Here is a 14,447-nt window from a genome sequence, read left to right as displayed (position 1 = left end):
TCGTGGCCGAGCACGGCGGCGACCTCGGTGCGCACCAGGTCGAGCAGCGCGGTGAGCCGTGCTTCCGGTGCCATCGCGGTGAGTCGCTGCACCAGTCCGGAGTCGGCCTGGGCCGCGGCGCGCCGTGCCTTCGTGCGGATCAGTCCGCGCAGCAGCGGGCGGATCTCGTTGTGGTCGCGCAACGTCGCGAGGTCGAGGCGCAACGGCAGCAGCACCGCGTCCTCACCGGCGATCGCCGCGTCGAACAACGCGAGCCCCTGCTCCACCGACAGCGGCGGCGTGCCGCCTCGGGACATGCGTTCGGCGTCGGCCTCCGACAGCATGCCGGTCTGGTTCCACGCGCCCCACGCCAGCGACACCGCCGCTAGCCCGGCCGAACGCCGGTGCAGCGCCAGCGCGTCGAGGAACGCGTTGCCCGCCGCGTAGTTCGCCTGCCCCGCCGCACCGAACGTGCCTGCGGCGCTGGAGAAGATGACGAAGTTGTCGAGGTTCTTGGTGAGTTCGTGCAGGTTCCAGGCGGCGTCGACCTTGGGCTTCAGCACGGCCGACAGCCGCTCCGGCGTGAGCGACTCGACCACGCCGTCGTCCAGCACGCCGGCGGTGTGCACGACGCTGCGGACCTTGTGCTTCTTCAACACCTTCTGCAACGCCTTGCGGTCACTGACATCACACGCCACCACGGTGACCTTGGCATCCACATCGGACACATCGGCCTTGCCGGTGCGGCTGACCAGCACCAGTTCCTTGACGCCGTACCGTTCGACGAGGTGCTTCGCGATCACGCGGCCCAGCCCACCGGTGCCACCGGTGATCAGCACCGGCCCGGTGAACTCACCCGGCTCCGCCGCCTCGGCCCGCGCGAGCCGTGCCGCGAACACCTGACCTTCGCGCACCCGCAACTGCGGTTCGTCGATCGCCAGAACCTGCTCGGCCACCTCGGCGTCGGTGTCGATCAACGTGAACCGGCCGGGGTGTTCGTTCTGCGCGGCCCGGACCAGACCGTGCACCGCGCTCGCGGCCAGGTCGTCCTGCCGCGTCACGAACACGAGCCGTTCTGCGCGCTCCTCGGCGATCCAACGCTGCACCAACTCCAACGCACGCGCGGCAAGTGCATGCGTTTGCGCGACGACGTTCCCGTCGCCAACGAACTCCTCCACCACCACGGCGGCCGCACCGGCGCTGGGCAGCGACACCGGCACCCAGTCGAGCCGGAACAACGAGTCGCGGTCCACCGCGTTCGTCTGCCCCACGGACGCCGCCCGCGTCACGAGCGACCCGATCGTCGCGACCGGCGCACCCGTGGTGTCGGCAACGGCGATCACCCACGCGTCCCCGTCGCGCCGTAGCCTCACCCGAACTGACGCCGCGCCGGTGGCGTGCAACGACACGCCCTCCCACGAGAACGGCAGCCCCGCCTCGGCTCCTTCGAAGAACCCGCCCGCGTGCAGCGTGGCGTCGAGCAGCGCCGGGTGCAGCCCGAACGCCGCCCCGTCCACGCCCTCGGGCAGCGCGACCTCGGCGAACACCTCACCGTCGCCGCGCCACACCGCCCGCAGCCCCTGGAACACCGGCCCGTACTCGAACCCGTTCTCCGCGAAGCGCTCGTAGGCGCCTTCGACGTCAACGCTCTCCGCGTTCGGCGGCCAGGCAGTCGCGTCGAAGTCACTGGCAACCGTGCCGCCCGCGAGGAAACCGGTGGCGTGCCGCGTCCACGGCGCATCCTCACCGTCCGGCCGCGAGAACACCTCGACCGCGCGGCGCCCGTTCTCCTCGACGCCCACCGCGACCTGAACCCGCACAGCCCCTTGCTCGGGCAGCACGAGCGGCGCGGCCAGCGTCAACTCGTCGACGCGGTCGAGCCCGACCTCGTCGCCCGCCCGCACCGCGAGCTCCAGGAACGCCGTGCCGGGCAGCAGCACCTGCCCGAACACCCGGTGATCCGCGAGCCACGGGTGCGACCCCAGCGACAGCCGACTAGTGAACAGCACCCCGTCGGCCCCGGCGACGTCGACCGCCGCCCCGAGCAACGGGTGCTCCACCCGCGTGAGTCCCAGCGCACCGACGTCGCCGGCCCTGCGCACCGCCTTCGGCCAGAACAGCTGGTGCTCGAACGCGTAGGTGGGCAGATCGACCTTCCGTCCACCTGTGTACAGCTGCGTCCAGTCAACATTGATTCCGTCGACATGTACTTGACCGAGTGCAGTCAACATTGACGCGACCTCAGCGCGGTCACGCCTCAACACCGCCGTGGAGCCGTCCACCATCGCGCTCAGCTGCGCGTCCGGCCCGACCTCCAGCAGCGTGACATCACCTAGTCGAGTGACGTTCTCATGGAACCGCACCGCGTCTCGAACGTGGTTCACCCAGTAGTCGACCGTCGTGACGTCGCCGGATGTTGACATTCCTACAACCGGCGCGTGGAACTGGATGTCGCTGATCGCCTCGCGGAAGTCGTCGAGCATCGGCTCCATCAACGGCGAGTGGAACGCGTGCGACACCTTCAGTCGCTTGTTCTTCCACTTGCCCGCGACGGCCAGCACCTCGTCCTCGACACCGGCGATCACAACCGTGCGCGGCCCGTTGACCGCCGCGATCGACACGCCCGCGGTGAGGTGCGGCAACACTTCTTCTTCGGACGCGATGACGGACACCATGGCCCCGCCGGTCGGCAACGCCTGCATGAGAGCCGCCCGCGCCGTGACCAACAAGCACGCGTCCTCAAGGCTCAACACGCCCGCAACGTGCGCAGCAGCGATCTCACCGACGGAGTGCCCGACCAGGTGGTCCGGCCTGACCCCGAACGACTCGATCAACCGGTACAGCGCCACCTCGACCGCGAACAACGCCGGCTGCGCGACCCCGGTCTGGTTGAGCGCCTCCTGGTCGTCACCCCACATGACCTCGCGCAACGCCGGGTCGAGGTTGACGAGCGCGGCATCGAACGCCTCCGCGAACACCGGGAACGCCTCGTACAGCTCACGCCCGGCCCCGACCCGCTGGGCTCCCTGCCCGGAGAACAGGAACGCCAGCCGCTTGCCGCCCGCGACTCCCTCGGCGACAACCTCGCCGTCCAGCACCACGGCCCGGTGGTCGAACAACGCACGAGTGGTCGCCAACGAGAACCCGACGTCCACAGCGGACACACCACTCGCCACCAGCGCCGCGACCCGCTCGACCTGAGCTCGCAACGAGGCCGCCGACTTGGCCGACACCGCCAGCGGCACCGCTCCGCCCAACACTGCTCCGTTCGGCGGAATCGATTCCGATTGGCCGGCCCCCTGGGGGGAACCACCCCCCATCCCCATCATCTCAGGCAGGTCTGACAATTCTTTGACCTGCGGAGATTCCAAGATCACGTGCGCGTTCGTGCCCGAGACACCGAAAGACGAGACACCGGCTCGGCGCGGGCGGGAGACCGGAGGCCACTCGCGCGCTGAGGTCAGCACCTCGACAGCACCGGACTCCCAGTCGACCTGCGAGGTCGGCGTACCGACGTGCAAGGTCTCGGGCAGCACGCCATGCCGCAGCGCCTGCACCATCTTGATCACACCAGCGACACCGGCCGCAGCCTGCGTGTGCCCGATGTTCGACTTGATGGAACCCAGGTAGAGCGGCTCAGACCGGTCCTGCCCGTACACCGCCAGCAGCGCCTGCGCCTCGATCGGATCGCCGAGCTTGGTAGCCGTGCCATGTGCCTCGACGGCATCCACATCAGCAGGCGACAACCCGGAAGACGCCAGCGCCGCACGGATCACGCGCTGCTGCGACGGTCCGTTCGGCGCGGTCAAGCCATTAGACGCACCGTCCTGGTTGACGGCCGAACCACGCACGACCGCGAGCACGGTGTGCCCGTTCCTGACAGCGTCGGACTGGCGCTCCAGCACCAGCAGGCCAACGCCCTCACCCCACCCGGTGCCGTCCGCGTCATCGGAGAACGCCTTGCACCGTCCGTCAACAGAAAGTCCGCGCTGACGAGAGAACTCGACGTAGGTGGTCGGCGTCGACATCACCGTCACACCACCGGCCACGGCCAGCGAGCACTCCCCCGACCGCAGCGCCTGCGAAGCCAGATGCAGTGCCACCAAAGATGAAGAACAAGCCGTGTCGATCGTGACGGCCGGCCCCTCGAAGCCGAACGTGTAGGAGACGCGGCCAGAAGCGATCGAGCCCGCACTGCCCTGACCCTGATGACCCTCGAACTCGCCACCGTCCAGAATGGACGCGTAGTCGTTGTACATGACACCGGTGAACACGCCGGTCGCACTGCCGCGCAACGAGGCCGGGTCGATCCCGGACCGCTCCAGCGCCTCCCAGGTGGTCTCGAGCAGCAGGCGTTGCTGCGAGTCAGTGGCCAGGGCCTCACGCGGGGACATGCCGAAGAACGCCGGGTCGAACGCCCCCGCCTCGTGCAGGAAGCCGCCCGCGATCGAGTAGGTCGTGCCCGCGTGGTCGGGGTCCGGGTGGTAGATGCCGTCGACGTCCCAGCCGCGGTTCACCGGGAACTCGGTGATCGCGTCCACGCCCTCGGACACGAGCCGCCACAGGTCCTCCGGCGACGACACACCACCGGGATAACGACAGGCCATGCCGACGATCACGATGGGGTCGTCCGAAGTGGACACCAGTGCGGGCAGCGTCTCAAGAGACTGGTCTGCGCCGAACAGCTCGTCCTTCAGGAAACCGGCCAGCACGACGGCGGTCGGGTAGTCGAACGTCAGCGTGGCGGGCAGGCGCAGCCCGGTGACCTCACCGAGGCGGTTGCGCAGTTCGACGGCGGTCAGCGAGTCGAAGCCCAGCGACTGGAAGGCACGCGACGGGTCGATCGTCTCGCCGCCGCTGTGTCCGAGCACCGCGCCGACCTCGGCACGGACCAGGTCGAGCAGCGCCTCCAGGCGGCCGGCGTCATCGAGGCCGGTCAGCTTCTGCACCAGCGACGACGAGGTGCCGGACGCCGCCGCGCGACGGGCGCGGACCTTCACCAGGCCCTGCAGCACCGCCGGAACCTCGGCCCTGGCACGGAAAACCGGCAGGTCGAGCCGCAGCGGCAACACGAGCGAAGCACCCGAGGACAGTGCGGCGTCGAAGAGTTCGACACCTTCCGCGGGCGTGATCGGCGGCATGCCCGACTTGGCCAGCCGCTCGGCGTCGGCGCCGGACAGCATGCCCGTCTCGCCCCACGCGCCCCATGCCAGCGACACGCCGGGCAGGCTCAGCGAACGCCGGTGCTCGACCAACGCGTCGAGGAACGTGTTGCCCGCCGCGTAGTTGCCCTGGCCCGACGAACCGAAGATGCCCGCGCCGGACGAGTAGACGACGAACGCCGACACGTCGCCGGCGAGCTCGTGCAGGTTCCAGGCGGCATCAACCTTGGGGCGCAACACGTTCGAGAGGCGCTCGGGCGTGAGCGACTCGATGACGCCGTCGTCCAGCACGCCGGCGGTGTGCACGATGGAACGGACCCGGTGCCCAGCAAGGAGGTTCGCGACGGCGTGCCGGTCGGCGACGTCACAGGCCTCGACCGTGACCGACGCGTCCAGCTCCGCCACCCAGTCCGGCGTCTCACCGCGCCTGCTGACCAGCACCAGCTCACGAACACCATGGGCGGCAACGAGATGCCGCGCGATGACCTGGCCGAGCCCACCGGTGCCGCCGGTGATCAGCACCGGCCCTTCCAGCACAACGCTCTCACCGGCGGCGACGCGGGCGATGCGCGGCACGGACACCTCGCCGCCCCGCACCCGCAGCTGCGGTTCGGCACTCGCGAGAGCCGCGTCCGGCAGGTCGCCGTCGGTCTCGATCAACGCGAACCGGCCGGGGTGCTCGGACTGCGCGGCGCGCACGAGGCCCCAGACCGCCGACGCGCCCAGATCGCCCTGCCGCGTGACGAAGACGAGCTTCTCGGCGCGTTCGGCCGCGATCCACTCCTGGATCTTCGCGAGCACCTGGGCCGTCACCGCGTGCGCGGCCTCGACCGGCGAGCCTTCCGTCTCGACGCGCTCGACGACGTGGGCTGCCGGAACCGCTTCGGTGAGCGTGATCGGCACCCAGTCCAGTCCGAACAACGCGTCCTGAGCGGCGCTGAGTTGCTGCGCCGACACCGCCCGCGTGACGAGCGAGCCGACCGTCGCGACCGGCGCACCGGCGGCGTCGGCAATCGCGATCTCCATCGAGCTGTCGCCGGTCGTCCGCAGACGCACCCGCAGTGACGTGGCACCGACCGCGTGCAGCGCGACGCCTTCCCACGAGAACGGCACCGCGCCCTCGGTCCGCTGGTCGGCGAACGCCACCGCGTGCAGCGCCGCGTCCAGCAGCGCCGGGTGGATGCCGAAACCGGCGGTCGTCACGTCCTCGGGCAGCGCGACCTCGGCGAACACCTGGTCGCCCAGCTTCCACGCGGCCCGCAGCCCCTGGAACGCGTGCCCGTAGTCGAACCCGAGCTCCGCGAACCGTTCGTACGCGCCGTCGACCTGCACGGTCTCGGCACCGGCCGGCGGCCACGTCGAGGTGTCGAAGTCGGCGGGCGCGGCACCGGACGCCAGGAACCCGGACGCGTGCTCGGTCCACGGCAGACCGCTGTCCTCGGGACGGCTGTGGATCGCCACCGCTCGCCGGTCGCCCTCGGCTCCGACCCGGATCTGCACCTGCACCGCACCGGACTCGGGCAGCACGAGCGGCGCCGCGATCGTCAGCTCGTCGACGCGGTCGAGGCCCGCTTCGTCGGCTGCCCGCAGCGCGAGCTCGACGAGTGCCGCGCCGGGCACGAGCACCTTGCCGTGCAGCGAGTGGTCCCGCAGCCACGGGTGGGTGCGCAGCGACAGCCTGCTCGTGAACAGCAGACCCTCCGCGTTCCCTCCAGGCCCGGCGAGCTCGACGGCGGCGCCGAGCAACGGGTGCCCTACCGCGCCGAGACCGGCCGACCGGACATCCGAGCGCGTGGACACCTCTGGCCAGAACGTCTGCTGCTCGAACGCATAGGTCGGCAGGTCGATCTTCCGGCCATGTTGACAGAACCTGTTCCAATCAACATTGACGCCGTCAACATTGATTCGGCTCAATGCCGTCAACATTGACTTGACCTCGTCGACATTGCGGCGCACCGCGGGCACGCAGCCGTCGACCAGCGCGGACAGCACGCCGTCGGGTCCGATCTCCACGAACTTCACGTCACCCAACGCGGTGACGTTGTCGTGGAAGCGGACGGTGTCGCGGACGTGGTTCACCCAGTAGTCGACGGTGGCGACATCGCCGGATGTTGACATTCCGACAACCGGCGCGCGGAACGTGAGCCCGCTGATCGCCTCGCGGAAGTCGTCCAGCATCGGCTCCATCAACGGCGAGTGGAACGCGTGACTGACCTTCAGCCGCTTGTTCTTCCACTTCTGCGCGATAGCGAGCACTTCTTCTTCGACACCGGCGATCACCACGGACCGCGGCCCGTTGACCACCGCGATGGACACGCCATCGGTCAGGTGCTCACGCACCTTCTTCTCGGACGCGACCACGGACACCATGGCGCCACCGGCGGGCAACGCCTGCATGAGCGACGCACGAGCGGTCACGAGCTGGCAAGCGTCTTCAAGGTCAAGGATGCCCGCGACGTGCGCGGCGGCGATCTCGCCGATGGAGTGACCCGCGATCCGGGCGGGCTTCACGCCGTAGAACTCGAACAGCCGGTACAGCGCGACCTGGAACGCGAACAGCGCGGGCTGCGCGTGGCCGGTCTGGTTGAGCGCCTCCTGGTCGTCGCCCCACATGACCTCGCGGACGGCGGGGTCGAGGTTGGCCAGCACCGCGTCCAGCGCCTCGGCGAACACGGGGAACGCCTCCGCCAGCTCACGACCCATGCCGATCCGCTGCGACCCCTGCCCGCTGAACAGGAACGCGAGCTCCCCCGGCCTGGCCACACCGCTCGCCAACACCTCGCCACCGAGCACAACGGCCCGATGGTCGAACGACGCGCGCGTGGTCAGCAACGAGAACGCGATGTCCGCCGCGTCCCCCGGCCACGCCTTGATCCGCTCGACCTGCCCGGCCAGCGCGTCAGCCGAGCGCGCCGACACCACGTAAGGCACGGCACCGACCTGCTGAATCGATCCGGGTTGGCCGGCCCCCTGGGGGGAACTTCCCCCCATCCCCATCATCTCAGGAAGGTCTGACAATTCCTGGACCTGCGGAGACTCCAAGATCACGTGCGCGTTCGTCCCCGACACACCGAACGACGACACACCAGCACGGCGAGGCCGAGACACCGAAGGCCACGCCGTCGCGGCCGTCACCAGCGAAACCTCGCCCGCACTCCAGTCGATGTGGGTCGAAGGCTGGTCGACGTGCAGCGTCGCGGGTACAACACCGTGACGCATCGCGTGGACCATCTTGATGATCCCGGCGACACCAGCGGCAGCCTGCGTGTGCCCGATGTTCGACTTGATCGAGCCCAGGAGCAGCGGCGACGGCCTGTCCTGCCCGTACACCGCCAGCAACGCCTGAGCCTCGATCGGGTCACCCAGAGTCGTACCCGTGCCATGAGCATCAACAACATCAACGTCCGCCACCGACAACCCAGCCGACGCCAACGCCGAACGGATCACACGCTGCTGCGACGGGCCATTGGGAGCGGTCAAGCCGTTCGACGCGCCGTCCTGGTTCACCGCGGAACCGCGCACGACCGCCAGCACCGTGTGACCGTTGCGCAGCGCGTCCGACTGACGTTCCAACACCAGCAGACCGACACCCTCGCCCCAGCCGGTGCCGTCGGCGGCGTCGGCGAAGGACTTGCAGCGGCCGTCCATCGCGAGCCCGCGCTGCTTCGAGAAGGCGACGAACGAACCCGGCGTCGACATGACGGTCACGCCACCGGCCAGTGCCAGGGAGCATTCGCCGTTGCGCAGGGCCGAGGACGCGAGGTGCAGCGCCACCAAAGAAGAAGAGCAAGCCGTGTCGACGGTGACCGCGGGGCCTTCGAGGCCGAACGTGTAGGCGACACGGCCCGAGAGCACGCTCTGTGCGGTGCCGGTGCCCTGGTAGCCCTCGAAGATGTCGTCGGACACCAGAGTCGAGTAGTCGTTGGACATCACGCCCGCGAACACGCCCGTTTTGGAGCCACGAACCGATGCCGGGTCGATGCCCGCACGCTCGAAGGCCTCCCACGCGGTCCGCAGCAGCAGCCGGTGCTGCACGTCCGTGGCGAGGGCCTCGCGCGGGGACATGCCGAAGAAGTCCGGGTCGAACGACGGGGCGTCGTGCAGGAAGCCGCCCTGCATCACGTGCGTCTTGCCTGCGGCGTCCGGGTCCGGGTCGAAGAGTCCGTCCAGGTCCCAGCCGCGGTTCGACGGGAAGCCGGTGACGCCGTCGCGTTCCTCGAACACCAGGCGCCACAGGTCTTCCGGCGACGCCACTCCGCCCGGGTAGTGGCAGGCCATGCCGACGATCACGATCGGGTCGTCGGAAACGGCCCCGGTGACCACTTCCGGCACGTACACGTCCGCGCCGAACAGCTCGTCCATCAGGTAGGAGGCCAGGGCGCCTGCGGTCGGGTAGTCGAAGATCAGGGTCGCGGGCAGGCGGATGCCGGTCGACGCGGTCAGGCGGTTGCGCAGCTCGACGGCGGTCAGCGAGTCGAAGCCGAGGCCCTGGAACGTGCGGGTGCGGTCCACTTCGGACGCGCTGCCGTGGCCGAGCACAGCGGCGACCTCGGTGGCCACCAGGCCCAGCAACGCTTCCAGCCGGGCGTCTGAGCCAAGACGCGACAGTTCGGCGACGAGCCCCTCCGCCGCGACGGACTGGGCGGCGGCGCGGCGCTTCGGCGTCTTGATCAGGCCGCGCAGCAACGGCGGCGGCGCGCCCTGGGCTCGCAGCGCGGGAAGATCGAGGCGCAGCGGCAGCAGGAAGGCGTCCGACCCGGCGGCACCGGCGTCGAACAGGGCGAGCCCCTCGGCGACCTTCAGCGCAGGCATGCCGGAACGGGCGATGCGCTGCATGTCGGCGTCCGACATCGCCGCGGTCATGCCCGAGGTCTGCTCCCACGCACCCCACGCCAGCGCGACGGCGTGCTGGCCGGACGCGCGGCGCACACGGGCCAAAGCATCCACGAAAGCGTTGGCAGCGGCGTAGTTGGCCTGGCCGGCACCACCGAACGTGCCCGCGGCCGACGAGAACAGCACAAAAGGCACGTCAGGCAGCAACTCGTGCAGGTGCAGCGCCGCGTCCGCCTTCGGGCCCAGGACAACGGAGACCCGCTCCGGCGTCAAAGACTCGACGACACCGTCGTCCAGCACTGCGGCCGTGTGCACGACGCCACCGACGGAGTGCCGCGACAGCAACGATTCCAGCGCCGAACGGTCGGAGACGTCGCACGCCTCCACGATCACGTCCGCGCCCAGCTCCTGCAACGCCGAGACGTCAGCGGAACCGCTGCGCGAGACGAGCAGCAGCTCACGAACACCATGCTCGGCAACGAGGTGACGCGCCACCAGCTGACCGAGCCCGCCGGTGCCACCGGTGATGAGCACCCGGCCGGACCAGGACAACTGCGAGGCCGGCAGCGCGGCCCGAGCGAGACGAGCGGCGAGGACGACGCCGTCGCGGATCGCCAGCACCGGCTCGTCAGTCGTCAACGCGTGCAGCACCGCACCAACGGAAGCGTCCGAGAAGTCCAGGTCCACCAGCACGAACCGGCCGGGGTGCTCGGACTGCGCCGACCGCACCAGACCACGTGCGGCAGCGGCTGCGAGATCGTCACCGTCGACCGCGCCCCGCGTCACGAACGCAAGCCGTCCCTCGGGCCGCGCCACGAACTCCTGGATCAACCCCAGCACTCGCGCGCAGGTCTCACGAACATCCGTGCCCACAACGGGAACCAGCGTCAGGTCGGCGTCCGTCAACTCGGAGACGACCGGACCGGCGGCCAGTGACAGCACGTCCGGCCCGAGCACCGCGACGGTCTGCTCCGCGAACCCGACCGGCAGCTCGACGGGCGCCCACTCGATGCGGAACAACGAGTCGCGCTCGACCCCGGACCCCAGTTCGTCCACGGGAACCGGCCGCGTCTGCAGCGCCTCGACGGACGCGACGGGAGCACCGGTCGCGTCGGCGACGGCGATCTCCATCGAACCGTCCTCGCCACGCGACAGCCGCACTCGCACCGCGGAAGCGCCCGAAGCGTGCAAAGACACGCCCTGCCAGGAGAACGGCAGCCCGCCACGGCTGATCGAGCCGAGGTCGCCGAACCCGGCGGCGTGCATGCCGGCGTCCAGCAACGCCGGGTGCAGCCCGAACGAGCCACCGTCGGCACCCTCGGGCAGCGACACCTCGGCGTAGACGACGCCGTCACCGCCTCGCCACACCGCCTGCAGTCCTTGGAAGACCGGGCCGTAGTCGAAGCCCATGTCGGTGAAGCGCTCGTACGACCCGGCGATGTCGACGGACTCGGCACCGGCCGGCGGCCACACCGAGGCGTCGAACGAGACCGCGTTGGCACCCGAGCCGAGCACACCGGAGGCGTGCTGGAGCCAAGGCGTGTCAACAGCACCCTCGGCCCGCGAGAAGATCGCGACGCTGCGCTTGCCTTCGGAGTCGGCCGCGCCGACGGAGACCTGCACCTGAGCGGCGCTCTCCGGTGTCAGCACGAGCGGCGCGGCGAGCGTCAGCTCCTCGACGCGGTCGCAGCCGACCTCGTCGGTGGCGCGCACGGCGAGTTCCAGGAAAGCGGTGCCGGCGAACAGAACCCGGCCCATCACGACGTGATCCGCGAGCCACGGGTGCGTGGCGAGCGACAACCGGGACGTGAACAGGTGTCCCGCCGAGCCCGCCAGTTCGACGGCCGCGCCGAGCAACGGGTGGCCGACCGAGCCGAGGCCGGCGCCGCGCACATCGCCCGACTGCGTCTTCGGGCGCGGCCAGAACCGCTGCCGCTGGAACGCGTACGTCGGCAGGTCCGCCTTCTGCGCCCCGGAACCCTCGAACAGCCGCGCCCAGTCGACGACGACACCGGCGACGTGCAGCCGGGCCAGCGCCGTCACGAACGCCAGCTCCTCACCGCGGTCCTTGCGCGCGGTCGGAACGGCGTCGTCGACCATCGCGGCGAGCACGCCGTCCGGGCCGACCTCGACGAACGTCTTGTCGCCCAGCGCGGTCACGGTGTCGTGGAACCGCACGGCGTCGCGGACGTGCCGCACCCAGTACTCGGGCTGGTCGACACGACCCACCATGGGGATCGAGGGGGTGCTGAACGAGATACCGGAGATCGCCGCGCGGAAGTCGTCCAGCATCGGCTCCATCAGCGGCGAGTGGAACGCGTGGCTGACCTGCAGCTGCTTCGACTTGCGGGGCGCGATGCCGTTGAGTCGCTCAACGATCCGGTGCGCCTCTTCTTCAACACCGGCGATGACCAGCGACGCCGGGCCGTTGATCGCGGCGATCGAGACGCCGTCGGTGAGGAGCGGGAGGACCTCGTCCTCCGTGGCCTGCACCGCGATCATCACGCCACCGGCCGGAAGCGCCTGCATCAGCGAAGCGCGCGCGGTCACCAGCGTGCAGGCGTCCTCGAGGGAGAACACCCCGGTGACGTGCGCGGCCGCGATCTCGCCGATCGAATGGCCCGCCACCTGCTCCGGCACGAGTCCGAACGACTCCAGCAACCGGAACATGGCGACTTCGAAGGCGAACAACGCGGGCTGTGTGTAGCGGGTCTGCTCCAGGGCGGCGGGGTCGTCGCCCCACATCACCGAACGCAGCGCGGGGTCGAGGTGCGCGAGAGCCGAGTCGAACGCGGCGGCGAACACCGGGAACCGGGCGTGCAGCTCCCGTCCCATGCCGAGGCGCTGGGATCCCTGTCCGGAGAACAGGAACGCGAGCGTGTGCTCGTCGGCGGCCACACCACGGGCGAGCTCGGTGCCGTCCGGCAGCACCACGGCCCGCTGCTCGAACGACGCCCGCGCCGTCGCCAACGTGAACGCGATGTCCAGCGGCTGCAGGGCGTCCACGACCCCCTGCAGCCGTTCCCGTTGCGAGTCGAGCGCAGCAGCGGTGCGGCCGGACAGAACCCACGGCAGCACAGCGGGAGCGGAGACGACAGGAGCGCCATCGACGACCAGCGCGGGAGCCTGCTCGAGGATCACGTGCGCGTTCGTGCCGGAGACACCGAACGCGGACACACCGGCGCGCAACGGGCGGTCGACCGAGGGCCACGGCCGGGCGTCGTGCAGCAGCGACACGTTGCCCTTGGTCCAGTCGACCTGGGTGGAGGGCGTGCCGAGGTGCAGGGACTTGGGCAGCAGTCCGTTCTGCAGCGCCATGACGACCTTGATCACGCCGGCGACACCCGCCGCCCCCTGGGGGTGGCCGATGTTGGACTTGATCGACCCGAGGTAGAGCGGCTCGGCGCGGTCCTGCCCGTACACCGAGAGGATCGCCTGCGCCTCGATCGGGTCGCCCAGGGTCGTGCCGGTGCCGTGTGCCTCGACGGCGTCCACATCGGACGGTGCGAGGCCGCCGTTCTGCAGCGCCTGACGGATGACACGCTGCTGCGACGGGCCGTTCGGCGCGGTCAGGCCGTTGGAGGCACCGTCCTGGTTGACGGCGGAACCGCGGACCACGGCGAGGATCTTGTCGCCGGCGCGCTGTGCGTCGGACAGGCGCTTCAGCACCAGCACGCCGACGCCCTCGGACCAGCCGGTGCCGTCCGCGTCGTCCGAGAAGGCCTTGCAGCGCCCGTTCCCGGCGAGTCCGCCCTGGGAGGTGAAGGCGGCGAACCCGGCGGGAGTCGTCATGACCGCGACACCACCGGCCAGCGCGAGGTCGCACTCACCGGCGCGCAGGGCGGACGAGGCGAGGTGCAGCGCCACCAGCGAAGACGAGCAGGCCGTGTCGACGGTGACGGCGGGACCTTCCAGTCCCAGCAGGTAGGAGATGCGGCCGGACAGGACGGAGGCGGCGAACGCGGTCGTGGCGTAGAGGCCGACGTCCTCGCCCGAGCGCGAGAGCAGGTCGGCGTAGTCCTGCGAGGTCGTGCCCATGAACACGCCGGTCTTGGTGCCGCGCAACGAGTGCGCGTTCACGCCGGCGCGTTCCAGGGCCTCCCAGGCGGTTTCGAGCAGGAGGCGCTGCTGCGGGTCCATGACGACGGCTTCGCGGGGCGAGATGCCGAAGAACCCGGCGTCGAACGACGCCGGGTCTTCGAGGAAGCCACCTTCGATCGTGGCGGAGTTCAGTTCGGTGACGTCCCAGCCGCGATCGGCGGGGAAACCGCCGATCACGTCCCTGCCTTCCGCGACGACCTGCCACAGCTCCTCGGGCGAGGCGACCCCGCCGGGGTACCGGCAGCCGATGCCCACGATCGCGATCGGTTCCACCGCTGCCGCGATCAGCTGCTGGTTCTGCTTGCGCAGCCGGTCGATCTCCTTCAGTGACGACCGCAGAGCCTCGACGTACTGGTTAGCAGAGGTGGTCAT

General features: G+C 70.2%; 1 protein-coding gene (cut by a window edge). It reads right to left on the bottom strand.

Going from position 1 to position 14,447, the window contains the following annotated elements; all coding sequences use genetic code 11:
- On the bottom strand, positions 1-14,447 hold the start of the coding sequence (locus ACSHWB_RS27735; RefSeq protein ID WP_439656219.1) for an SDR family NAD(P)-dependent oxidoreductase. The gene continues 15,313 nt to the left of window position 1, outside the view; only the first 14,447 of its 29,760 coding nucleotides appear in the window; it begins with the start codon at positions 14,445-14,447; its stop codon lies beyond the left edge, outside the window.

The sequence above is a fragment of the Lentzea sp. HUAS TT2 genome (genome assembly GCF_051853195.1).
GTDB lineage: Bacteria > Actinomycetota > Actinomycetes > Mycobacteriales > Pseudonocardiaceae > Lentzea.
The sequence above is the reverse complement of the archived record's forward strand: the minus strand, read 5'-3'. Positions and strand labels throughout refer to the sequence as shown.